Source organism: Paenibacillus sp. XP01 (genome assembly GCF_057364885.1).
Window position 1 is genome coordinate 4131263 of record NZ_CP139481.1, and the last position, 25726, is coordinate 4156988.

Below are 25726 nucleotides of genomic sequence, written 5' to 3' on the forward strand. Positions count from 1 at the left end.
GTTAAAAGGAATGTTAAACATAATGCCCACCAAAAAACATCATCGTGTTAAAGTTGCCAAATTATTCTTGCACATTGTTGTATTTGTTATTTTCCTAAGCATCCTCTTGGGAATCCGCTGGCTTTGGCTCGATACATATGCTCCTCCTTCAGATCAACCGAAAGCCGCCGGCGGAGTTTTGGATCTAAGAGGCTGGGATTTAATAAATTCAAAGCCTATCAACTTAAATGGGGACTGGGCCTTTTATTCGAATGCGCTAATCAATGAAACAGAATGGAAAGAGCTAGCGAAGCAGACCTATGTAGAAGTACCCGGGGACTGGAAAAGCGCCAATGGAGCCACATCTTCATTAGGTAACGGTACATATCGGCTCCGTATATTGCTGGATCGCCCGATTTCGGTTCCCATATCATTATGGGTACAGGCCATCCAATCTGCCGCTACGGTAGACATCAACGGTGAAACCGTAGCCAGAATGGGAATGACGGGGGAAGACGGTCAAGCCTCCTACCTCCCGAACCGCAGCTCTTTCATCATCGATTACATGCCTGACCCTGATGCTCGTGAGCTGGATATCATCATCCGTGTCGCGAACAATGAACATCCATTTTTGGGAGGTATAGTAAAACCGATCAAGTTCGGAACACACATCGCGATCCAGAAGGAAAACGGAACCTCCGTGGACCTTCAGCTTGTCATGTTTGTTGTCTTGATGCTCCACGGCGTATATGCTTTCATCTTGTACACATTCAATCCGAAGCAGCGGTCCATTCTTGATTTCTTCTTGCTGCTGATCGCAGCCGCTTTAACCGTTGTACTATCCAACGACACCCTATTGGTTAGATGGTTTCCGATCAACTATGAATGGGAAGTCAAATTAGCCATGCTTTCGTACTCCTTGCTGTCCTATTTTATCTGGAAACTGAGCCGTAGCATTACCTCATCGAAGCCTAGAATATGGTTTACGATATTCAGTTCGTTTTTTGTCCTGTACACGGCTGTGATCTTCATCGCCCCCGTGCCTTGGGTTCATTTTCTCTCAAAGTACCGGGTGTTTAGCGTATTTTACCTACTCCCCATACTGCACTCGCTTCTGTTATTCGCCAAGATGGTCATAAAACGCAAGGAAGGCTCCATATTTTTGCTTCTTTCGGCCAGCGGCGTATTAGCAAGTTCACTCTGGGGGGGGTCTATAGGGAGAAAATTTGAGCTGCCTGCTGTGTATTATCCGGTCGATGTACTTGCAGCCATTATCGGTTTTTCCGCCTACTGGTTCAAGCAGTATTTTCGTAATGTCCGCCAAATCAGCAAATTGAACGGCAAGCTGAAGATGGCTGACCAAATGAAGGATCGTTTTCTAGCCAATACGTCTCATGAATTACGGACACCGCTGCACGGAATATTGAATATTTCCATCGGTCTGGCAGAACGCGAGAAAGAAAAGCTTAGCAAGCAGAGCAACGAAGACCTGAACCTTTTGATTACGATCAGCCGCCGGATGTCGTATTTGATCAATGACTTACTGGATGCCATCCTTCTTCAGGAGAAACGAATCCAGCTGCAGACCAGCAGCGTTTCCCTCGTTTCCGTCGTCAAAGGGGTGTTCGGTTTATTAAAATATATGACCGAAGGCAAACCTGTCCGGCTGATCATGGATATTCCGGATTCGCTCCCCGTCGTTCAGGCAGATGAGAAACGGTTGAGTCAAGTTTTCATTAATTTGGTGCACAATGCGATAAAGTACACGGAGAAGGGCTCCATCACCGTATCAGCCGTTGCAAACGGCAGTACAATGACCGTCATGGTATCCGATACAGGAGTCGGGATGGACCAAGAAACGATGCAGCGGGTATTTCTTCGATATGAACAAGGCGATCAGGGGTTAAACGAGGCGCAGGGAATCGGGCTTGGCCTGAACATCAGCAGGGAGCTCGTAGAGCTGCACGGCGGCGAACTTACCGTTTCATCCGAACCGGGAAAAGGAACGACGTTTTCCTTTACCCTGCCGCTGGCGGATACTGCTGCAGATCGCTTTGTATCACAAACAGTGTTGCCGGTAGTCGGGGAAGATGCTTACTACGAGCTAACAGCTAGCCAAGAATTCAATAAAAATGATGATTCGATGGGAATGCCGCCAGCCTTTCTGTCGAAAAAACATCCCGTTCAGATCTTGGCTGTGGATGACGACCCTGTAAACTTGAGAATTTTGGCCGGCTTGCTCTCTGTAGAACCGTACCATTTGAGATGTACAGTTTCGGTTGCCGAAGCGCTCGAGCTTCTCGGTTCGCAATCCTGGGATCTGCTTATTACGGACGTCATGATGCCGGAAATGTCAGGCTATGACCTTACTCGCGCTGTAAGAACCCGTTATAATGCTTCAGAACTTCCTGTGCTGCTGTTAACGGCTCGAAGCGAACCGGCCGATGTGTATGCCGGTTTCCAGTCCGGTGCTAACGATTATGTAACGAAGCCGGTTGATCCGGTGGAATTAAGATACCGAATCCATTCCTTGATCACATTGAAGCATACGGTCGACGACCGCATGCAAATGGAAGCTGCTTATATGCAAGCTCAGATCCACCCTCACTTTTTGTTCAACACGTTAAATACGATCGTGGCGCTTAGCGACATCGATATTAAACGCATGCAGAACCTGGTGCAGTCATTCAGCTCCTACTTGCAAATCAGCTTCAGTTACGGAAATCGGGATCGGCTGGTACCGCTGCAGCAGGAGCTGGAGCTTGTGCAAGCTTACTTATACGTAGAAAAAGAGAGGCATGGAGATCGTCTTAACGTCGTATGGGAGGTTGACTCGGAAGTGAACGCCCTCATCCCGCCGCTGGCCATTCAGCCGATCGTGGAGAATGCCGTTCGGCATGGTATGATGGCAAAAGTCAACGGAGGCACAATATGGATTCGAATTGCTCGGGATGCAGACTCGATATCGATTGAATTGAAAGATGACGGGCCTGGTATGGAACCTGATACAGTCGCCCAATTGCTGAATGCTCCTCATCCGGGGGACAGAGGGATCGGAATTTACAACACGAACCGTCGACTGATGCAAACCTTTGGCAGCGGGTTGGTCATCCAAAGCGTTAAACATCAAGGTACCACCGTTTCTTTTAAAATCCCGGCCGATTCGCAGGTGATTAAGGATTCTTTCAACCCATTAAACGTTTATGACATAAACAGAAATTCAAATCGACATTGATGCAGTCTGTGAATGAATAGAAAGAAACGACCTGGATGACTTATTTACAAGTAAAGCAGCGGATTTCCATTGAGCGGAAAGCGCTGCTTTATTGTTACTTGCTCCGTAGCGGATGTGTTTATTGTAATCCGGATATCAGGACTTTAATAAAGCGATCCCAAATGACAGCAGCTTCCTTGCGCAGCAATGAATCTTGCGACCGGTAGTTTATGCTCCCCGTATTGCTAGTGGTTACATCAGGACCATAGATCCCCGCTCCCACCACAAATTTGACGGCTTCTTCAGCCCAGGGAGCAGGATGATCGGCGATCTTCGCCGAAATCTTGGGCATGTTAAAGCTTGAAGAAAGCCTCCAGAGAATCGTAGCCGCTTCTTGACGGGTAATGATACGATCCGGATGGAACATTTCATCGGAAGTGCCTGTCAATACTCCGATTTCTGCGAGTTTCTGAATCGAAGCTCCGTATTTGTGTCCTTCGATATCTTTAAAAAATGGCGGCTTTTCAGAAGGTTTTACATTGGCAAACTTCAACAATTGGTATGCAAATTCACCTCTCGTAACAGCCTCTTCCGGAAAGAAACGGGAGTCTTGCTTTTCGTTGTCGTCTTGCATGAACAGTTTGGCAGAGGTATATATAGCCTCCGAGTATGCGTCATTACCTACGTCAACGTATTTAGGAAGATCCGGGATTTTAGCAAACCATGAGTCGGGTGCAATGTAATCCAGATCGATGATTTCTCCCTCGTCATCCTTCTTGAATGCAGCTTGATTGCCCTCTTCATCGACGAATAACAGATCCCCGACGGGTTTTAACGTATGTGTTCCATTCGGACCGGAAATCGAAAGCTTTCCCGCTTGTTTCTTGATATCAAAAAACAGGAAAGGCTGCCGAAGATGGCGATATGTTCCGACAAACGCATCCAGCTCATTGGCATCGAGCGGCCACTCTTGTTCTTCCTGCTTTTCTTGGGGGAAATAATGGTCCATAAATGCAGTGAACAATTCTTCCCTTATGTCTTGACTCGCGTCACTGTTCGTAATGACAAAACCACCCACTTTTTGATCCGGCATTAACCACATCCACGAATGATATCCAGGCAGATCCCCCCCTTTTCCAATAACCAATTGGCCATTGTAGGCGTGACGATAAAATTTTTCGAATCCTAAAGCCATCGTGGGCACCTGCTCTTGAATGGACACCTGCGTACGATGCATTTCCTCTGTCGTCGATGTAGAGAGGATCTCGGCATTGCCGAGCCTGCCTCCATTCAAATGGGCCAACATAAATCGAGCCATGTCGCTGCTCGTGCCAAACATTCCCCCGTCCGGGACAATAAAAGGAACGTTCGGATACTGCTCCTTGGGTTGGCCATCGGTTCCGTAACCTGTAGCCAGATTTTTTTTGATTTGTTCCGTCATGCGGAAATCACTGTTATTCATTCCTAGAGGTTCAAAAACGTGCTTCTGCACATATTCCTCAAAAGGATCACCTGCTACTTGCTGAAGAATGTATCCCTGGAGATTAAAAGCAAAGTTATCATACCGGTAACTCTCACCTGGTGTTCTTACAACGGTCGGCATGTTTTCTTGAATAAATTGTTCTAAAGACTGTTCTTCGTTATTCGATGAAATGTAATCCGTATAATCGAAGCCAGTGGTATGCGTCATTAAATGTCTCATGGTCAGGGGGCTTCCAGTCTGGTTCTTGATGGGGATTCCTTCAAGATATTGTTCTATATTTTCGTCGAGATCGATCTTCCCTTGCTCAACGAGCTGCATTACCGCAGTCGCAGTCATTACTTTCGAGATGGAGGCCATTCGAAAAATCGTCTGATCAGGATCGACCAAAGATTTCGTTTCCAGGTCGGAAAAACCGTACCCTTTGTTTAACAACACCTTGTTATCTGCAACAACTACAAAGGCTGCACCGACAAGTTTCTTTTGGATATCAGGCCGGTTAAAAAATTCATCCGCAAATTGCTCCACTTCGGCCGCAGTCGACGGCCCTTGATCATGGAGGGTTTGTTCTAATCCGGACCTGTTTTCGCTCCCGGCGACGGAGTACCCAAATGCCGTCTGACCTGATATTAGTGCAGCCATCAATAAGCTTACCGTAATCAGATTAAGTTTCTTTGAAGCCCGTAGGCCTCTTCTCTTTTCCATCGGATAACCTCGTTTCTAAAGGAATTGTTATTTTCACTTATATAAACCGCACTAATCAATCACATTAGGGCACTGCGAATGCAGCACCATCTTCCGATCGCGGTTATCCCCAGATTTTTTTGGTTCCCCTTTTCTAAGGGGAAAATCCGGTGAACAGCCTATGCTTCCGATACAGCTTTCTTTCAGAAAGCTTTTTAGAACGCTTCGCTTCTCCAGATCGGTTCTGCCTCTCCGTTAACGTGTGTTTGTTTTTTTGCGGTTTATATAAATATTTTATTTATTAAACCTTTATTTTCCATCCGTCTCGAGAAGGATTATACCTACGATTAAAGACGGAGCCGTTCGGAAGCGCCCTCACGGGAGATTTTCCCGGTTGCCCCTTCCGTACATCGCCAAAAAACCTCCGGGCATGTACCCCGAAGGTTTGTGAAGTGTTTCTCTCTTTTTGTTTCGCCGATTTACGGCACGTACCCGAAACCCAGTATCGTAAACGACCGATCCGCATGGTGATCCGCCATGGAAATTTCCACGATGCGTTCCTCCGTTTCCTCTTCATCGCAGATCAACATCGCGTGGCAGCGCGTCCAATGAACCTGATGAGGATCAGCGGTCCTCACGAATGCGCCGTTCACCCGAACGTTGGCCGTTCCAAACTCGTCGCTTCCGGAATCTTTGAAAACCATGATAAGCCGTTTGGCTCGCAAAGTCATTCGAAACGGCGCTTTGCCTGCGGAAGCCGTATGCATCCAGTTATCGGGAAACAGTGGCGTGCCGTGCGAATGATCGTCCAATTCGGTCCGCTGCAGGTCCTTATCCGTCTCACAGAAACCACCCGCATCGACCCGGGCGACTGTGCCGGCATGTTTTCGGTCGATCAGCTTCATGCCGACGAACCGGTCGCCGATGAGCGGCGGCAGGGCTTGCAGATCGTTCTCTGCATCAAGGAAGGAATGATGCGTCGTCTCGAACAGCCAGCCCAGACAGTCGGCCATGATTTGGTGCCCGGCATTGGTCGGATGATAGATATCATGGAAAAACTGCGCTTTGCCGATGACCCGGCCTTCCTCCTCGCTCCGTCCGAACTGCTCCACGACGGCATCTTTAATGCTCACCATCGGCAGATCATAATGCCATCCTAAGGGGGAGAGGCGGTCCTGAAGATTCCAGTCATTCTCGAACACGCTGAACAGCAGGATGACCGCCGGTTTGTTGTCCGCCTGCAGCGCCTGCAGCACCAGACTCTCGTAACATACGCCCCCGGTCTCGTCGTCGGCATCGTTGACCGCAAACTCCACGACGACGACATCCGGCTGGACCGTGCCTTCCCGGAGCACGTCCCGCTCGTAGCGGACGATGCCCAGCTCGGACGGAGTGCCGCCGACGCCTGCCTTGATCAGGCGGACCTTGCCTTCGTCCGCAGGTGCGAACATGCTTCGGAAAAGGTCGAAAGACCGATATGCGTAACAGTTCAGGTGCAGGGGCGCCGCCCCCGCCCCGTGCGTAATGGACCCGCCGATATAAGCGATCGTTACGGGTTTGCCGTCTCGAGCGTTGTCGATGGCCCGTTTTAATCGGGCATTGTTGCCCTTGTTCAGCAGCGAGGAAGCGATCATTTCCCGGTAGGCGAGGGAATCGCGGTTCAATGCCGCATGGTCTGTTGCATCCGGAATACCGATCGGATCTCGCGGCGCTTTGGGACCTTCCGATGGTTGTACCGATCCTGATGGGGGGTCAAACATGGCTCATCCTTCCTTTCCTCGTCACGGGGTCATTTCACTTTGTATTCGAAATTCGAGAAATCGGCCCAGCCTCCGGCCGCCTGGGTCGAGAACATGAACAAGCCGATCCGGCAGCCCATGAAATGGTCGAGCTTATAGATCATCTTGTGTGGCGTGCCCAGCTGCACCCATTCGTTTTCGTCTTCGTAGTAGAAGGTGCATTCGTCCTGATTGTTCGCAAACTGGCCATAGGCCCTGAGCGTAACCCGGGGGCTCGCCACGGGAACTCTCGCATGCTCCGCGGCCGGCTGAGCGTCGATCAGGCTGCCGAAAATCGAGGCATCCTCCGCCTCCCGTGCCGCCATGACCAAATAAAACCGGCCGTGCTCTTTCGTGAGCCCGATGAATCCGTAAGTGCCGATCAAAAAGCATAACCCCGCATAATCCCCGTCGCTCAGGCCGCTTCCATCGAGCGTAACCGTTGCTTCGCACGCAGGCCCCATTGCACGCTGCGTCAGCGTATTCACCGCGAACGTCAGATTGGGGCGGATCTGCCCGGTCCGAATCCGGTACGCGCCCGGTTTCTCGGTTACGGACCAAAGTGCGTCGTCGGGAGTATGGTTCCATTGCCACACGTCCTTCAGCCGCACCCGGCCATCGTCCTGTTTTTCGTAGCGAAAATCGTCGCTATCCACCAAGGGTTTGTACACATACCCCGGACGGGTGCTCGGTATGTCGATTTCCTTCGGCGCTTCCGAGGCAAAGACCGGGGCGCCGTCTTCAAAGTGCAGCGGCACCAGAACGGGAATGCGGCCGACCGCGCCATGGTCCTGAAACAGCATCGCATACCAATCGCCGTCCGGGGTATCCACGATGCCTCCCTGCGCGATGCCTGAATTGAAATACCCCATGTCGTCGTTGAATACGTCCCCGCCGGCAAACTCTCCGTTCAGGTCATCGGCTATGTAACACGCCTGCGTCCTGCGTCCTGCCGCCTTGGTCAAATGAATGAGAAACACGTAATACCGGCCGCCGATTTTGTAAAAATGCGCTCCTTCATAGCCCAGATGATAAGGCTGACGGTCTTCGACGATGATGCGGTCCAATCCGCCGGGCTTCGGTCCGGACAAGTCCGCGTTCAGCTCGGTCAGGCGGATCTTGGCATTGCCGTACACCAGATAAGCCTTGTCGTCTTCATCAAAGAACAATGAACAGTCATGATAAAAACCGTCGATATGGCGTTTGCTCCAGGGTCCCGTCACCGACGCCGCCGTGTATAAATACGTTTTGCCCGTGTCGTTCGCCACGAAAACGACGTAAAACGTGCCTTTGTGGTAACGGAGCGAGGCAGCCCACATCCCTTTCCCGTAAATGTGCCTGCCGTCCTCCAGCCGCTGGGCAGGCGTATCGTCAAGCCTGTCGTACACATGGGTGGCCACTTCCCAGTTGATCAAGTCGTACGAACGAAGAATGACGCAGCCCGGCATCATGTGCATCGTCGTGCTGACCATATAATAGGTGTCCTCCACCCGGATCACGTCCAAGTCCGGATAGTCGGCCCATAGAATCGGATTTACATGCATATTACACTTTGCTCCCTTCCTTCGATGCTTCAATGTGATTTCAGCCGAAAGATGACGGCGCTTTCACTTCCGGCATTGTTTTCTGTTATGATGGATGCATGTCCAGTTTATTGATCAATTCACATACCGAATCAAGGATCGGGATGAATAACGAATTTAGGACTCCTTTGTCTCACTTGCTTTAATCCAAGCATATCCATTAAATAGTATAGAGCAGAATGCGCTTCCAAAGAATGATCTATGCTTACAAAAAATTGATCTATCCTGCGATAGGAGGAAACGATGACAACGATTTTCTACGCCGGCTATGATGCCGCCCATCCGTCCGATTTCGTCTACGACATTCCGAAAGGGCATGATTTCTGGCTGCTGATCCATGCGCACACGCCGGCCGAGTTCTGGGTGAACGGCGAAATCAAGGCCTATCCTGCCCACTGCGCCGTGCTCTATCCGCCCCACCGGAAAATTTTGTACCGCGCCAGTTCGGAACGATACGTCAATGATTGGGTTCGCTTTGATTCCCGCGAGCCTTATGTACTGGAAACGACGCTGCCGCTCGGCGTGCCGATTCCGCTGAAAGATCCGGCATACTGCCATCAGCTGTTCCAGCTGCTGGTGACCGAGCATTTCCTCAAAAGCGATTATCACGAATTGTCCATCGATTACCTGTTCCGGATTTTGTTCAACAAACTGCTCGAAGCCTCGCAGTCCAACGAATCTACGCCGCATTACCAGAACCTGCTGGACTTGCGGAAGGCGATTCATAACCAACCCGGCCGAGATTGGTCGGTAGCCGAAATGGCCAGACAGGTCCATCTTAGCCCAGGCTACCTGCAATCGTTATACAGGGCCACATTCGGCCTTTCCTGCATGGACGACGTCATTCAATCCCGAATTCGATTGGCGAAGGAACGGCTCGTTCACGGCCATTCCCGCATATCGGACATCAGCGAGCTCTGCGGTTACCGGAACGTCGAGCATTTCTCCAGGCAATTCAGGAAACTGGCGGGCTGCACGCCTCGCGCCTACCGCCGTTCCGCTCATGCCGGTTTGGCCGAGACGACAAGCAAATCATTCTGAATGCAAAAAAGTCGCTATAGTAGCGACTTAAATGACTTGAATATGGTAGTATCGTGTATCATCTTTGGCATTTAAAACACCACTTGCGGTTTATCGATTGGAACGGTCCGGATCCGATACTCTTTTTCTCATGCCTGCTAATCCAAACAATCCTAACAAGCCGAGCCAGCCCCAATCGATACCTCTGTTGTTGTCGGTGGTTGTAGCTGAGTTCGCTCTGACGTTGTTCGTATTATACCTTGCATCATGGGTATACACGGTATTTTGGTCATTCACTGTAGCCGTAGCAATTTGTGTTGCTTCTTGAGCAGATACCGGAAGTGCCAAAGCGAAAACAAAAAGAAATGTTGCAATAACAGCCGTTACTTTTTTCTTCAAGGTTAGCCCTCCTTATTGGTTATGGTTTTAGCATCTCCAACATGCCGATTCATATTCTTCATCATTTTTCCATCGTTTTATACATCGACGTTGCACGCATAAGGTGCATGATAAAGCAACATTTTTCAACGGTTTACGCGTTCAAATCATGCAAGCCGGGACTGTGCTCATTAGGAAGCTCCGGCATTTGTGGAAGCGGAAACCCCTGCGGAGGATCGGTCACACGAAGCTGTCCGCCATTTCGGCTTGGGGTTTGTCCATCGAATATTTCCGCAATGCGGGTCTGATCCAAGCGGAAGTTGAACTGGGCATTGTGAAAGCCGAGATCTACATACTTCCGGCATTCCGGATATTTGTTAATATCGTAATTGGGTACGGGGAACAGCTTGCCCCACTGAACGCCTAACGTCTCCAGCGCTTTTGCGAATGCATTCTGGTGCGCATTATCGCGAACGATGAGAAAAGCCAACGTTTCCCGGAACGCTTTATTGGTGCTCATTTCATAAATTCGCGATTTCTGAAGAACCCCCGTGGATTCCAACACCACGTTATCCAGCAGGTTGCTTACGAGGTTACCGTGATCATATACATAGTTCCCCAGCCAAGGATTGCCTGCAGCATCCACAGGCAGCGAGCTTTGGGCCCCCATAATGTAATGATGAGGATTGGCATGTTTAATCGCTTCGTCCAGCGGAGCGCCGTCAACGCCTGCATTGCCTGCACCCTCGGCACCTGCCCCGGTCAACAATTGATTGATCGTTTGTTGAACCAGTTCGACATGGCTTAGTTCCTCGAGAAAGATGCCGCGGATCAAATCCCGGAACTGCGTTGCTTTGCCCCGGAAATTGCTGCTTTGGAAGAAAAATTGCATCATGGTACGCATTTCCCCGAATTGCCCGCCAAGCGTTTCTTGCAGCACTTTCGCCGCTGCCGGATCAGGCTTGTCCGGGACAATCATGTTAATGAGATCTTCACGATAAAAAAACATGCTTTTCCTCCATTCAAGTGAATTACCGCTTTAGCTTCCGGCTGCATTTGTGATTTTATGTGAAATGGAGCCTAACCAATGTTTGGTTGTACGTGCATAGATCTCAAGATGATGGAAAGCATAAATCCGTAAAAAATCCGAGGAGGAATAATAAGATGGGTATTTTGAGCGGCAATCCGAAAAATGAACCGATGCATTACGGGGAGATTTTCAGCATATGGCAATGTTCCGTGGCAGCCAAGGGAGCGGTATCCTGTTATCAGGCCTATCTGAATCATGCCGGTGATCAGGATTTGAAAAAGATTTTGGATACTTTATTGGACCAAGCAAAACTGGAGATCAAAGAATGTGACACCTTGCTGACCGAAAACGGAATTGCTCCTGCTCCCGTTTTGCCGGAAAGGCCCCCTGTGAAATGGGAAGATATTCCGGTTGGAGCGAGATTCACGGATCCTGAAATAGCGGCAAAGATTGCAGCCGATAACGCATTAGGGTTGGTTGCGGCCAGCCAAGGCATGGGTCAATCCATCCGAGAGGACATCGGGGCATTGTTCGCCAAATATCATGTCACTAAAACGGCATTGGGCGTAAAGATTCTGCAAATGAATAAAGAAAAAGGGTGGCTTGTGCCACCACCTCTTCAAGTTAAACGACCTGATTCTGATGAAAAATAGGTTTCAATTCATGGTTCTCCAGCAGGATTTCGGTGGAACCGATGATATTCCGAAAGGCATTGTTTAAATGTCAGGAATAGGGGCCATACTTGTATGGACCCTCCCCCACAAGCATGGGCGATGAAGGCTCTACCGGCATGAAGCCAGTAGAGCCTTTTAGTTTGGTCACGACATCCGGGTCGGATTCCCTGCATATTGAAATCAACTCTTCAATAAAGCTGCGGCAGCTTGTCTAGCGTGATCGCATAGTCGCAGTGATACGCGCTGCGCAGCTCTTCATTGGTCGTGAACTTTTCCGTTCTGGCAAAATCCTGAGACCAAGTCATAAACCACAGCCACGGAATACGCGAGGCGGATAAGTCTCTGATACTCGGAATCGGACCGATCTCTCCGATCGCGGCAAGTTTTGGGGTTGGTGTAATGCCAACCAGTTCCTCGTATTCCTTGCGCAAATCGGTATGTTGGTGAGCCGGGGGATACATATCTCTCGAAATGATGTCAACCACGTCATCTCCAACATAACCTTCGGCCAACGGTGAGTTCCACACCCAAATCAAATTCGTCAGCGCATGATGATTCGTATACCTTTCATACATGATCCGGTATAACTGTTTCGCAATGGTTGGACCTTGGCTCCCCCACCAGAACCAGGTTCCTTCCGATTCATGAAAGGGTCTCCACAAGATCGGAATGCGTTTGTCGCAAAATTCCCGCAGAATTTCGGCCATGTGGTCCATATCGGACAGCAAGGCTTTGTATTCCGGCGTCCCTTCCACGATCGCTTTCTTCACGTTAAAGTCCGTATGTTCCGTATAGAAGCTTTTATCCCGCCCGCGAAGTGGAGAAAACCAATGCCATGTGAACGTAAGCAAGCCTTTGTTATTCTGCACCCATTCCCAAGCTTTTTGCAGCGTATCCTGATTTTCGGAAACTTCCAGCAAACAGTCTTCGCCACTGTCTTCATAATTGATGTTCGGAGAATAACCCAGAAGTTCGAATCCGCATAGCGCTGGCAGCTTTCCCGTTACTTGATGGATATAGTCCAATTCCTCTTGCGCCATCGTTTGTGTGTGCTGTCCAGTAATGATGCCTTTCCCCTGGATCTCGCTGAAATAGTTCAGTACGGACCTTACTTCATCCGAAGCTTTAGGATTGCAAGGTATCGATTTCATATTGTCCTGCCTTTCTGTCGATCATATATCGAGTGCTTATTGACCACTCCACAGCTTAACGCGGTCTTTGACGTATTGGCCAAAAGCCTCTTCCATTTCTTCTACACCTGCTTTGTCCAGCTCCGCCATGTACTCGTCCCAGACTTTATCGAAGTTTTCCGGTTTGGCCATAACGGCTTCCGGAATTCGTTTCCATGTGATATCCTTCATTTTGGCCATAAGAATGGTCGCCTTGCTATCGCTTGGCAGAGCAATATTGTACACTGCGCCGGCTTTTCTTTCAGGAAACTCTTCTTCTTTCGGGAAAAGATCTCTCCAGTGCTCGACGTTGTACGCAGCCAAGGCTTCTTTTTCGGGTGCGCTGTACGTAGCAGTCAGGAGATCACTGTTGGTTTTCGTAAAGTAATTTCCAGTAGAATCCTTGATTCCGTCGCCATAATGAACCGAAAGGTTCCAATACAGGCCGAGGCCCGATTCCTTCATGTAAGCACTGCCTTCTTGATCCATCTTTTCTTGCACGTCCTGCGGTACGACTCTTTTTCCATCCTGAACGATGTAATCTTGTCCTTCGATCCCCCAGTTCATAAGGATCTGTCCCTCTTCCGAAGCAAGATAGTCGAGAAATTTTATGGCGGCTACGGGATCCTTGCATTCGCTGGAAATCGCTATGCCGTATCCTCCGTCAAAACCGGCTGACCAAAAGTTGGTATCCTTATACTCCTTGGACAACGTTACCGGATAATGGCCGTAGGTTTGATCGAATTTACCGGCAGCCTTCAGAGCCTGCTGCGCATCACCATAGTCCCATGCGGGGTCGATCAGTCCAAGCACCCGCCCGGACGAAACTTTGGATTTGAACTGGTCCGTCTTTTGAACAAAGCTTTCTTTATCCAGCAAACCTATATCGTTCATGTGGTTCAGCCAACGGAAATATTCCCGTTCCTCCGGACGCCGGAAATGGTAGGTGACATCGAATGTTTCCTGATCCACATAGTACTCGCCGTCATCTGGCGCGCCTGTCGTGAAGAATCCCATGTTCGTTACTTGATACATATGCCAATCGTCCGCGTTAATGGTCAATCCGATATTTTTATTGCCGTTTTCATCGGTTGGATGTTTGGCCAAATAGTCCGTAATCACCTTTTCGTAGTCCTTCACCGTACGAATTTCGGGATAGCCTGCTTCTTTGACGACGCGATGCTGAAGCTGGAAGCCGCCGTCGGCTTTGAATTTTCGCTCATCGACCGCAGACCAGGTCGGAATGGCATAAATGGCCTGATCTTCCAAACTGTATTTGGCGCGAACAAGCTTGTCGCCCAGCATTTTTTTAATATTAGGAGCATGCTCCTCAATGAGGTCCGTCAGGTCAAGGACTGCACCGACATCCACCAGCTTGCCGAGGTCCGCTTTGGCGGCAATGAGATCAGGAACTTCACCGGTGGCAGCCATGATGGATACCTTTTGCACAGGGTCACCTACCGCGAATTCGGCATCCAGCACGACGCCGGTTTTCTCCGTGATGACCTTGCCTATACGGTCCTGCATATTATTCCAGTTCGGACTTCCGTCCTCGGAAAAATAAGTAAGGGTAATTGGCCCCGTGCCGTTTCCGCCCTTGGCGGATTCCCCATCCCCACTTCCTGAACAGGCTGCGAGCTGACTAAGCAAAAGACCAGCCGCCAGCAGTGAAACCGCTGTTTTTCGGGTACGCTTTTTCATAAAAACAAACACTCCCCATTTTAAATTAAACGAAGTTATACAGGTCAACAGGATACCGCGATGATCCAAGGGCATGCTCCCGCTCGCCCGATCAGCTCTTGACGGCACCCAGCGTCATGCCTTTCACGAAGTACTTCTGCAAGAAAGGATAAACGATGAGAATCGGAACCGTAGCTATGATGGTAATCGCCATTTTGACGGAGTCCGGAGATACTTGGGTTACCAGTTGAGACATGTTCTCCCCGCGGACGTCGTTAGCGTTGGTCGTCGTGCTCTGAAGCACTTTCATCAGCTCATACTGCAGCGTCGTCAGAGAGTCATTGGAACCATTATAAAGGTACGTATCGAACCATGAATTCCATTGTCCCACAGCGAGGAACAACGCCACCGTTGCGAGAGCAGGCTTGGTAAGCGGGAGAATGACACGCCAGTAAATGGTGAAATCGTTCGCCCCGTCAAGCTTGGCTGATTCTTGCAGAGCATAAGGAATGCCATCGATGAACGAACGGATGATAAAGATGTTGAAGGCGCTTACGAGTCCAGGCAAAATATAAACAGCGAACGTATTGATCAGATCCAGGTTTTTGATCAGAATAAAGCCCGGAATCAAGCCGCCGGATACATACATTGTGATCGCCAGAAATACGGATACAAAACGCCGTCCCTGAAATTCCTTGCGCGCCAGTGTATAAGCAACCATCGATCCGCTGACAAGACCTGCCAGCGTACCTATGACCGTTCGAAGCACCGAGATTTTAAATCCGGTGATCAACCCGTCGTAACTAAAGATGAGCTTATAATTTTCCAGAGTGAATTGTCTAGGGAAAATCGATATTCCACCCCGAACGGTATCTACGGAATCGTTAAAGGAAATAGCGAGCACGTTGAGAAACGGATATAGCGTCGCGATTGTAACGATTCCAATAAACACGTAGACAAAGGTATCAAAAATCCAGTCTTGGGGGGATTTGGCGGCAATCTTCGGTCGTTTGGGTTTGATGGAAGATGCTGTCGGCCCGGATGCGTCCATGTCTGTTCCTCCTCCTTACATAATGCTTTCGTTAGCGAATTTTTTGAAGATCCCATTCACGACGAACAGCAAAATCACGCTGATGACCGAATTGAAAATACTGATTGCGGTACCGAAAGAATATCTCCCCATGGATAAACCGTAATTCAAAGCATACAAATCCAATACTTCGGAATAGTCGCTGACCATATGGTTGCCGAGCAGGAACTGCTTTTCAAATCCGATACTCACAAGATGGCCGATCGACATAATAAAAAGCACGATGATCGTTGGCCTGATGCCCGGGAGCGTGATATGCCATATTTGTCTCAGACGGCTGGCACCGTCGACTTTCGCCGCCTCATACAGCTCAGGGCCGATTCCGGAAATGGCCGCCAAATAGATAATGGCATTCCAGCCTGTCTCCTTCCAAACGTCGGCTCCGGTCACGATTCCCCAAAACAGCTCTCCCTTCGCCATAAACTGAATCGGCTGGTCAATCAAATGCAGTCCAAGGAGCAAATCGTTGACCGCGCCTCCGTCGGTCGACAGCATTTTGATGACGATGCCTGCGGCGACGACCCAAGACACGAAGTGAGGCAGGTAAGATACGGTCTGCACAAAACGTTTCATCACCTGAGCACGTACCTCGTTTAGAAGCACTGCGAACAATACGGGAAACACGAAACCGGCCACAAGCCCCATCAAGCTCATGGCAAGCGTATTCCTTAACACCAGGTAGAAGTGCTCGTCTTGGAACAACGCTTGGAAATGTTCAAATCCGACCCATTTCTGATCGAAAAATCCTTTGCCGGGTCTGTAGTTTTGAAATGCCATCGTCCAGCCCCACAGGGGCAAGTACTGAAATATGAACACCCAAATTACAAACGGAAATGACATCAAATAGAGATACTTCTGGTTCTTAAACACTTTCCACTTTTGCGAATGCTTGTGTTTCCGTGTGCGGATGCTTTTCTTTTCTGTTATCGCTTTCATTTCATCCCCCCCTTTCCTCTCTCATCATAAAACAATGATGTTCATGGCGACATATCGGAGATTTATTATGAATTCATTCAAAAATCTTCGATCCTTTCAGAAAATTCAATCTTGTTTTCAATCGTTGTAAAATGAAATCCCCTGCGGTTAAAGAAGATTGCAGGGGACCCGATCCTTTAAATTTGAAATTCAACCATTGCAGAATAACGCTGAGCTATGCCCTTTCTTGCCGAGTAGCGCTTAATTTGAACCATACGCTATTAAAATCACCCGCAAGAGGCGGGATAATCAAGCCTGCTTGCATCAAGCGATCTCCGCCGTATGTTCCAACGTCCCCATCCGCCCCTTGAACGGTATAAACAAGCGAATGATCCAATCCCTTGAGCTGCAGCATATCCGTTGCAGGATTGGGCTTGGCCAGTACGCGAAAGAAAAATACGATCGCTTCGGATCGATCTTCCGACACGAACATCCAGGATGTTTCATTCCCTGTAAATGGACTGCGAAGCCGATACAGATTGCCTTGTTGAACGAGAGACCGGAGTTCCTTGTACATCGCGATCTGTTCTTTTGCCTGAGATTGTTCAGCATCGCTAAATTTCGTCAAATCAAGCTCATAGCCAAAATTCCCCGACATCGCAACGTCACCCCTGAATTTGAGCGAAGTTTCGCGGTGCACTTGATGATTCGGCACAGCGGACACATGAGCTCCGATCGTGCTTACCGGATACACCAGACTGGTGCCATACTGGATTTTCAGTCGTTCCACGGCGTCCGTATTGTCACTTGTCCAGGTTTGGGGCATGTAATATAACATCCCTGGATCAAACCGGCCGCCACCGCTGGAACAGCTTTCAAACAGAATTTCGGGAAAGGCTGTAGTCAGCTTGTCCAACAATTCATAGAGACCCAGCACGTAACGATGCGCTATCTCCTGCTGATGCTCCGGCAAAGCCGCTGCAGAGCAAATTTCGGTCAATGCGCGATTCATGTCCCATTTCACGTAAGAAACGGGCACGCCGGTGAAGATGTCAGCCAGTGCGTCATACAAATAATCCCGGACTTCCGGCCGCGAAAGATCCAACACCAGCTGCCACCGTGCTTCCGTCCGACGACGGCCCGCAACGTGCAGGCACCAGTCCGGATGCTTGCGGTACAGGTCGCTGTCCGGCGAAATCATTTCCGGCTCAAACCACAGCCCGAACTGCAATCCGTGACGTTCAATGCGCTCCGCCAAATCGCGCAGGCCATTCGGAAGCTTTCGGCGATCTTCGACCCAATCCCCAAGGGAGCTGTTGTCGCTGTCCCGCTTGCCGAACCAGCCGTCATCAAGCACCAGTAGCTCAATGCCTAGCTCAGATCCTGTTTTGGCGATCGCTTCAATCTTTTCGGCAGTAAAATTAAAATACGTTGCCTCCCAGTTATTCACGAGAATCGGGCGTTCTTTGTCCCGGTGCACCCCACGGCATAAGCGATTCCGATATAGTCGATGATAGATTCTGGACATGCCTCCAAGTCCTTCGTTGGAATAAACAAGCACTGCCTCGGGGGTTTGAAAGGATTCCCCAGGATGAAGCACCCAGGAAAAATCGAATGGATTCAGTCCAATGCCCAACCGGACGATTCCAAAAGCATCGACTTCCGCTTCAGCGTGAAAATTGCCGCTGTACACCAGATTTGCCGCAAACACCTCGCCATGATCCTCGTCTGTCCCCGGACTGACTACGGCCGCGAACGGATTGTGCTGGTGGCTGCTCATTCCCCGACGACTGCCGAGGCTGGTCCCTCCAGGACCAAGCGGCCTGCGTTGAATATGCGCCTCCCGTGCCCAATGACCAGCAAGGTACACCAAATCATAATGGCTCTTCCCGTACAAATCCACATTTGCACTTAGCGCGCGCAGCAGTTTAAGCGTTCCTTGACCATTATTCTTAAAATGAACTGATCTGGTAATAGCCCCATCGCCGAAAATGCTATATCGCAGACAAACAGTCATGCCTGTGTACGCATCCTCCAGTTTCAGTTCCAACGTATCGGCTTCATGATCCGATTCCGTATAAACATACGGCAAACCTTCAAGAGGGGGTTTGCCAACAGTGGTCCTATACCCTTTGTAGCGAAGCTCTGTAATCCGGCTCCCGTCTTCAAGCTGAACTTGATATGCAGGCGACCGGAAATCGCCTGTTCCGTATTGCGGATATTCTTGGGGCATGGAATCCAGGGCAGGCTTCTCCAAACCCGGGACTAGATTTTCCAAGTTTCCATCATGGGACAACGGTTGTCCCCAATATACCAGTAAAGGAAAGCCTTCTACGATTTGAACAACATAGCTGGTCACCCGGGATTGCAGATGAAATATTTGCCGTAACTCGTCAACGTATACTGCCACTACATCATTCACTCCTGTTCATCTAGATTTATGTTTAAGTTCCTGCAACCATAAACGAATTAAACGATCTGGCGTTCCAGAGCTAAGGATTGCCGTACAATCCTTCGGGAAGTTCGTCCAGGGTAATCACGGCGTCGTGATCATACACCTTTTTCAAATGGGCCTTTGTATTCGTTTTGCCGTCTCGAATATATTCACCGGTCCATGTATTGAAAAAGCTCCAATATGCGCCATAAGTCCGCAGCAAATCCGGATCCGGGATCGGCCCGTTTTCGGCCAGCGCGACAAGCTTCCTATGGTTGGACAGAAACAAAAGTTCATCATACTTGGCAATGTTCGGGCTGTAGTCACCTGACGGGTTGTAAACGTCAACGCTTACAATGTCGACCACATCATCTCCGGGGTACCATTCCTCCTTAACGGAGTTCCAAACCCAGATGAGATTGTTCAAATGATGGTGATCGGTCAAACGCTCATACATGAGCCTATATAGCTTTTTGGCAGGTTCGGGGCCTTTGGCTCCCCACCAAAACCAGCCGCCCTCCGCTTCGTGCAGCGGTCTCCAAAGTACGGGAACGTTATGCTCCTGCAATCGCTTCAATTGAACGGCAATGGCATCGATGTCCCGAATTAAAAGCTTGTAGTCTTCCGATTGCGGATGGCTAAGGGCATATTCTACATCGAAGGTCGTGAACTCGGTATTAAAACCTCGCCACCATTCGTGCCCGGGTTCATTGCCTCCGATCCCTTTCGGCGCATTCCAATGCCAACTCAGTGATACGATGCCTCCACGTTTATGCCACTCCATCATCTCCTCAACCTCATTCGAGGTGGCTCCGTTTTCGACACGGGATGGAGAATAGTCCATCAAATCACCGGAAACAAGCGCAGGGTACTTGCCCGTCTGCCGATTGACCCACTCCGCATCCTCCAGCGTTTGCTGTCCCGAAATGATCTTCTTTCCATACTGGCTGACCATGAAATCGAAGAGTGCTCTGGTTTGCGGCATCGCTTCGGAGTTGCTTAAGGCGTCGATCTGTACCTTGCTTTTGATTGCGGGGGAATGTATACGTTCAAGCTTTATATACTCGATACCATAGTAACCCCAGCCTCGAAAAATGTTGATGGAGTTGCTGCCGGCGTTAAGAAGCACTTTCGTCATCTTTTTTTCAGCCCGGACCGTTCCCGCTTTTGGAGCATCGAGCGTCAATTCACCAGCCCCTGAACCATTAACTTGAATAGACGTGGCCTTATCTCCATTGCCTTCAGGAATGTAGTATCCCAAGCTTAACTCATAAAGCCCGCCTTCCGGCACGTTAACGCTGAATGCAGCGCTTCCGTTCTTCACCGCAGCATCCGGATCCTCCTCGAAAAAAAATGAAAGATAGCCTTCGCCATCGTATGACTTGTCTTCTGCTTTGGCGATGGTCCCATACCGCTTCTTGATGCAGTACCCTTCTATGGAAGCATCTTCAAAGGTTACTTTCAGCACCTGGGTTGGATGGGGAAGCACCGCTTCAGCCCGATCAACGACAAATCCTGGTACCGTTATGGCTGCGTCCGCCCTGCAGCAGGCAAAACCCGACATGACGATGCATGAAAAGAGTATGGCTGGTCCTGTTATCGCTTTCATTTTGTGAATTTCCCTCCTTTCGTTTCAACTATATTGGTAAAGGGGACTTGCGGACATATCACAAATTTCAAATCATTTCATACGGATATTCACTGTTTTTTCAGAAAAACAGTTCGGTTTTCATTTAGAAATCAAAAAACTCCCCTACAATGTCGTTTACTGACTTTGCAGAGGAGTGATGCTGCAGATCATTCTTTTTTCTGATAAAAGGAAGGAGACTTCCCTTCCAGCTTCTTGAATTTCGTGTGGAAATAATTCACGTTGGAGTACCCTACCTTTTCAGCGACTTCGTACACCTTCATGTCCTGTGCCAGCATTTCTTTCGCTTTTTGGATCCGGATCCGATCAAGGTATGCGTTAAAATATTCCCCCGTGTAACTTTTGAAGAGCTGGCCCAGATAGGAACTGCTGTAATTGAACAACACGGCGAGCATTTCCAGTCTTAGATTATCCCCATAGTGCCGATCTATATAATCAAGCAATCGCTTCATCTCGTTGTCTTTGCTGTTATAATCGGAGCAGCGTGCCAGCTTTTCCATCACTACAGAAACGTGGCCGACGAGCTCCCGGATATAACGGGAATTATATATTTCGGCTAGAAATCGCGCCGGTTCTCCTGGATAACCTGATAAAGACCAAATACGGGGATGAATTTTTCGAACCGTTTCATTGGCGAGGTAAAAGAAATGGTCGCGAATGTCCTTTTCCTGCGCGTGATGAACCACCTGCTGCAATGCTATTTCATCCAGAAAGGAGGAGATCGTTTCCGCATGGCCAACATCTACCAAATAATGCAGCCTGAACGCCTCTTCCTCCTTGCTCGATCGAGATAAAGCTGGAGATGGGACGGTTTCTTTTGGATAGCTTTCCGGCGTTTCTTCAGTCAGAAGCCTCCCCTTATCGTAAAAAAAACTACGCTCCAACAGGGAGCGGGCCGTTCGAAAAGAATGAAGGATCTCATCCAACGATCGAACGGGTTGTCCAACCGCAACATCCATTTCAAAGCGAAGCTCTCCCGACAAGAGTTGGAGATTCTTATGCAGCTCTGCCCAACCATAGTCCCCGACAGGCGGGTCCCCGAGCAATAGGACGATATACGGAGCAAAATATAAAACGATTCCTTGACGCTCGAAAGTATACGTTCTGCTCAATACATCCTTGAAGCTATGAATCCGTTCGCTTTCTTCCGGATGCGAACCCGGGAAGCCGATTAGAAGGATTTGATATTTGGTCCACTTTGCCTGAAATGAGCCAGACCATTCCTCTAATAGGGAATCTTCTGAATCGTGTCTGCCGGACAGTAAAGAATAAAGGATCCATTCCGGCGAATTGGTCTTTTGTACCATGCTTTTTTCCTGCTTTTTTGCAGAAAGCTGGCCATGAATCTTTTGAAGCAATGCTGACAGCTCTTCCTTGTTTACAGGTTTAAGCAGGTATGCTTCAACGCCGAATTGAAGGGCTTGGCGCGCATACTCAAAATCCGCATAACCACTGAGTATAATGACGTGAATGTGCCAGCCGCGGAGGCGGATCTCCTGAAGGAGTTCCAGCCCGTCCATGCCGGGCATGCGGATATCGACTAACAAAACATCCGGAATCTTTTCTTCAAACATGCGGAGCGCCTCATTCCCGCCAGCTGCCGTCCCCATGACTTCGAACCCGAGATCTTTCCACGGGATTAACGTTTGCAATCCCAGACGCAGCTTCGGCTCATCATCAACGATTGTCACTGAAAACAACAGGTTCCACTCCCTTCTTCGGTATGCAAAATGTAATGCAGGTTCCTCGGCCCTCTTCGCTTTCGATGGAAAGCCTTGCACCTTGACCATAGGTAAGCTGCAGTCGATCGTTCACGTTGCGAAGGCCAATACGATTTCCAGGTTCCTCGGAGTCCATTAAACGCATCGTTAAATCCTTCATTTTCTTTGGAGGAATACCCGCACCATCATCCTGGATCTCGACGAATAACTCTCCGTGATCGTTCAGCCTGGTCCGAACGGTGATCAGTGTCGGTTCCTCTTTGCGATCTAACCCATGAAGAATCGAATTTTCAACCAAAGGTTGGATGATCAGCGGCGGAATCTCGATGCCTTCGGTTGCCGGATCGATATCCATTTTGTATTGCAGCCGATCCTCAAATCGGAATTTATGAAGTTCCAAGTAGCAGCGGACCATATTCAACTCTTCCGATAGCGGAATTTGGCGGCTCCCCACCTCCAGGCTGTTGCGAATCAAAATGCTAAGCTGCCATACGGCTTGGGCCAAGTCCTCTTCCCCTCGAAGGTGCGCTTCCATCCTAATCGACTCAAGGGTGTTGAACAGAAAGTGGGGATTCACCTGACTTGCTAACATTTTGAATTTGATGTCGTTTTGTTTTTGCAGAAGTAACTGTTTCTGCTGGTTACTCTCTTCCACCTCGAACATCAGCTGGCTTATTCGATGAACAAGGGCATTAAATTGTCTGGAAAGTTGTCCGATCTCATCCTTTCCGTCCAGGTCGAGATAAGAATCCCAAGACAATGTACCTACTTGGGACATATGTTTGCTAAGCCGGAGCAGCCTACCCGTAATTAATGATGCCGATGCATAAACGAGCAGGACGGCAATGACCAAACATCCGCCTACAACGAATGCAGATATACGGATGACAGCGTTTGCATCATGAACAATATCGGATATCGTAAAAATCGAAATGATCCGCAGCCCGTTCCAGCTATTCTGCGGGTTCAGGTTGGCAATAACCACCTTGGAATTTTTACCGTTCATGACCGCATCGAAACTGCCTTCGCTTTGCCATAACATATTGCTCTCCGCATGTACTGCCGAAAGGTTTTTGCCATAAAGATCCGGCCGGTTGGCTGCTACGATGTTATTGCTGTCATCGACGATCATGGTAGCAAACGACTCTTGGGAAAGAATCGAGTTCAGCAAATCAGAATTGACGTTGATCACCAGAACGCTTTCATTTTTCAAATCATCCAGATTAATTTTCCGAACCAGACTTAGGTAATGCTTCTGATCCCTCTCATCCTGAATATAACCCCAACCTGCCAGTCCTTTTTTATTCAGGGCAGACACATACCACGCTTCCTTCGTCGTTTGTTCATCTGGCTGCATAAATTCCCAGTTATTCAGCATCGTTGGGTTCGACGCATACAACCGAATTGCTTTTATTTCTTTATAGAGCCGCACATAATCCCGGATATCCGTATATTGGCGATAGGTTTGGATGACTTCGTTGTAGCTGTCATAACTGCGGCTTGCTATGGATTTCATGCGGTTATCGTTAGAGAGCTGATAGGAAATATCCAGCGCTACATTAATAACCTCCGCAGTCCTTTTCTGAACGCGCTCCACGTTATCGCTGGCCTGTTCGAAGGCATTCGAGACCATGACTTCGCGCAGCTTGTTCGTTAAGTAAATACCGCTTATTAAAAGCGGGAGCACGGCCACAGTGATAAAGATCAGGGAGAGCTTTCTTTTCAGCCTGATATCGTTGATGATTTGGATCAAACGCATCGCACAGTCCTCTTTCCTTCCATTCGTTCAGTCCTCATGAGAGTTATCACGTTGTCATAGATTGGTTTCTCCGTGGTTCCTTTTGACACCAAACAATGTACTCTACTCATTTGGGTTAGTCAATGAAATGTTAAAGTAGGATTCATGTTATCATTGAATATCAAAACGCTCAACATGATCTTTTCTGATGCTCCTGATTGCAAATGAACGAAAAGACTGCCGGTCAATGCCGGCAGCCTCGTTTATTAATCATTGGAATTTACTTTTTCGCACCCGTCCGTTAGCTCATCCCTCGTACTCAAAGGGCTCATCACTAGAATAAATATCATGGAAAAATCCCTTATACGGTATATCGTCTTCCAGACATTTGATGAGATACGACAGTTCCTCGTCACACTTCGGTTCCTCGCCGCTACGCTGCACTTCCTCAAATTCGTCTAGAATATTTTCCAGGAGGGTGACTTGAATAAATAAGGGCAGCTTCTCTAACATCGAATCATCGATTGCGGTCTCGGATCGGTATCCCGCGAGGACGATTTCAAAATAATCGTCCATAAACTGTTTACGTTTAGTCGCGTCTGGTTCAAATTGTATCCAGCCTACTCCATGGGTCCAGAGATCAGCCAGATCGTACATATACCAGCCGAAACATGAATTATCGAAATCATATACGGTGATTTGCCCGGTATCAAAATCGATCAAATAATTCCCGTCATTAAAATCAAAATGGATCATACCAAAAGTCTCCCGGTTCGTATCCAATTCATTTAAAGAGGCAAGGAGTTCAACCATCTTTTCCTTCAACAGAGTGAAGGATTCGGGTACTCGTTTATCGATATACGCGGCATTGTATTTGTCAAAAAAATGATGCCGGCGATGGACCGGAGCATACCCTTTCGATATGTGGTGCAGTTTTCCCAGGACTTTACCGCAATTATAGTAGTATTCGGTAATCGGGGCTCCTTCACGGTACTGATAATGATTCTCCACGAGCATTTTACCTTTGGCCTTCATGAACAGGCAAATAAAAAAGGTATGGTCATCATAAGTGACCTCTTCCAGCAAATTCCCCTTCTTGGAGCTGACTACATTCGAGACACTGCCTCCATGCTCGAATAAATACCTGATATACTCCACTTCTCCCAGAAAATCTTCCCGGCTCCGGTCCGGCAAGAAAGCGATTCGAAGTATTCGAGGGTCGAAACCCTCTTTCTCACAGGTATAAACAACATTCCGCCCTCCTTGATGCCCCTGAATAAGCAGGAATTCATAACCTTCCAGTCCGAACAACTGGGATCCTAAAGCAAGCAAATGCTCACCACAATTTTGAACGACCTCGTTATAATTTATACGATCTCCTCCAGTCTACAATCTTGCCAACGACTTCCTGCAATTGAAATGCTGCAGAAAAAAACTGAACATGTGAAAATCCTTCTGCGGCCTTAAATGATACCTTGTTTAACATTGAAATCCGCTCCTTTTCGTTTCAT

General features: G+C 48.7%; 17 protein-coding genes. 3 read left to right on the top strand and 14 right to left on the bottom strand.

Translation table 11 applies throughout. The annotated features are described in order from the left end of the window. The first annotated feature begins 379 nt into the window (after positions 1 to 379). A complete protein-coding gene (locus SNR34_RS18570) occupies positions 380 to 3214 on the top strand; it encodes a hybrid sensor histidine kinase/response regulator (protein WP_486179899.1) in 2835 nt (944 codons plus the stop codon). A gap of 118 nt (positions 3215 to 3332) precedes the next feature. On the opposite strand, the gene SNR34_RS18575 is transcribed toward SNR34_RS18570, so the two are convergent. The 3 genes from SNR34_RS18575 to SNR34_RS18585 form a co-directional block, all read right to left on the bottom strand. Next, the gene (locus SNR34_RS18575) at positions 3333 to 5378 is read right to left on the bottom strand and encodes a serine hydrolase domain-containing protein (protein WP_486179900.1); all 2046 of its coding nucleotides are present in this window, start codon (positions 5376 to 5378) and stop codon (positions 3333 to 3335) included. A gap of 458 nt (positions 5379 to 5836) precedes the next feature. Next, the gene (locus tag SNR34_RS18580; RefSeq protein ID WP_486179901.1) at positions 5837 to 7117 is read right to left on the bottom strand and encodes an SGNH/GDSL hydrolase family protein; all 1281 of its coding nucleotides are present in this window, start codon (positions 7115 to 7117) and stop codon (positions 5837 to 5839) included. Between the two features lie 29 nt (positions 7118 to 7146). After that, positions 7147 to 8679: a glycoside hydrolase family 43 protein gene (locus tag SNR34_RS18585; RefSeq protein WP_486179902.1), complete on the bottom strand. Its 1533-nt coding sequence runs from the start codon at positions 8677 to 8679 to the stop codon at positions 7147 to 7149. 282 nt (positions 8680 to 8961) lie between these two features. Between SNR34_RS18585 and SNR34_RS18590 the strand changes: the two genes are divergently transcribed. Beyond that, positions 8962 to 9759, top strand: a complete 798-nt coding sequence (locus SNR34_RS18590; protein WP_486179903.1) for a helix-turn-helix transcriptional regulator — start codon at positions 8962 to 8964, stop codon at positions 9757 to 9759. A gap of 90 nt (positions 9760 to 9849) precedes the next feature. Here SNR34_RS18590 and SNR34_RS18595 read toward each other — a convergent pair whose 3' ends face one another. Together SNR34_RS18595 and SNR34_RS18600 are read right to left on the bottom strand one after the other, a co-directional pair. Further along, a complete protein-coding gene (locus SNR34_RS18595; protein ID WP_236412300.1) occupies positions 9850 to 10137 on the bottom strand; it encodes a WGxxGxxG family protein in 288 nt (95 codons plus the stop codon). Positions 10138 to 10270: 133 nt separating this feature from the next. After that, positions 10271 to 11125 carry a manganese catalase family protein gene (locus tag SNR34_RS18600; RefSeq protein ID WP_236412297.1) on the bottom strand — a complete coding sequence of 285 codons (855 nt, stop codon included), beginning with the start codon at positions 11123 to 11125 and terminating at the stop codon, positions 10271 to 10273. 155 nt (positions 11126 to 11280) lie between these two features. Between SNR34_RS18600 and SNR34_RS18605 the strand changes: the two genes are divergently transcribed. Then, positions 11281 to 11799, top strand: coding sequence for a DUF3231 family protein (locus tag SNR34_RS18605; protein WP_236412925.1), 519 nt, complete (start codon positions 11281 to 11283; stop codon positions 11797 to 11799). A gap of 209 nt (positions 11800 to 12008) precedes the next feature. Here the strand turns inward: SNR34_RS18605 and SNR34_RS18610 are convergent, their stop codons facing one another. The 9 genes from SNR34_RS18610 to SNR34_RS18650 all read right to left on the bottom strand — a co-directional run bounded on the left by SNR34_RS18610 (position 12009) and on the right by SNR34_RS18650 (position 25547). Next, entirely contained in the window at positions 12009 to 12971 is a 963-nt protein-coding gene (locus tag SNR34_RS18610) for a glycosyl hydrolase (RefSeq protein WP_236412296.1), read from the bottom strand. Positions 12972 to 13007: 36 nt separating this feature from the next. Further along, positions 13008 to 14690 (bottom strand): ABC transporter substrate-binding protein, encoded by a 1683-nt coding sequence (locus tag SNR34_RS18615; RefSeq protein ID WP_236412295.1) that lies wholly within the window; start codon positions 14688 to 14690, stop codon positions 13008 to 13010. 91 nt (positions 14691 to 14781) lie between these two features. After that, the gene (locus tag SNR34_RS18620) at positions 14782 to 15720 is read right to left on the bottom strand and encodes a carbohydrate ABC transporter permease (protein ID WP_236412294.1); all 939 of its coding nucleotides are present in this window, start codon (positions 15718 to 15720) and stop codon (positions 14782 to 14784) included. Between the two features lie 15 nt (positions 15721 to 15735). Then, positions 15736 to 16695, bottom strand: coding sequence for an ABC transporter permease (locus tag SNR34_RS18625; protein ID WP_339272828.1), 960 nt, complete (start codon positions 16693 to 16695; stop codon positions 15736 to 15738). A gap of 214 nt (positions 16696 to 16909) precedes the next feature. Then, on the bottom strand, positions 16910 to 19084 hold the full coding sequence (locus tag SNR34_RS18630) for an alpha-galactosidase (protein WP_486179904.1): 2175 nt from the start codon (positions 19082 to 19084) through the stop codon (positions 16910 to 16912). A gap of 82 nt (positions 19085 to 19166) precedes the next feature. Then, positions 19167 to 20717: a glycosyl hydrolase gene (locus SNR34_RS18635; protein WP_339272831.1), complete on the bottom strand. Its 1551-nt coding sequence runs from the start codon at positions 20715 to 20717 to the stop codon at positions 19167 to 19169. A 188-nt stretch (positions 20718 to 20905) separates the two neighbouring features. Next, on the bottom strand, positions 20906 to 22447 hold the full coding sequence (locus SNR34_RS18640; RefSeq protein WP_486179905.1) for a response regulator: 1542 nt from the start codon (positions 22445 to 22447) through the stop codon (positions 20906 to 20908). Continuing rightward, on the bottom strand, positions 22434 to 24236 hold the full coding sequence (locus SNR34_RS18645; protein ID WP_339272833.1) for a sensor histidine kinase: 1803 nt from the start codon (positions 24234 to 24236) through the stop codon (positions 22434 to 22436). Before SNR34_RS18645 ends, SNR34_RS18640 begins: the two co-directional genes overlap by 14 nt. Positions 24237 to 24521: 285 nt before the next feature. Continuing rightward, a complete protein-coding gene (locus SNR34_RS18650) occupies positions 24522 to 25547 on the bottom strand; it encodes a phosphotransferase enzyme family protein (RefSeq protein ID WP_486179906.1) in 1026 nt (341 codons plus the stop codon). Positions 25548 to 25726 lie beyond the last annotated feature (179 nt).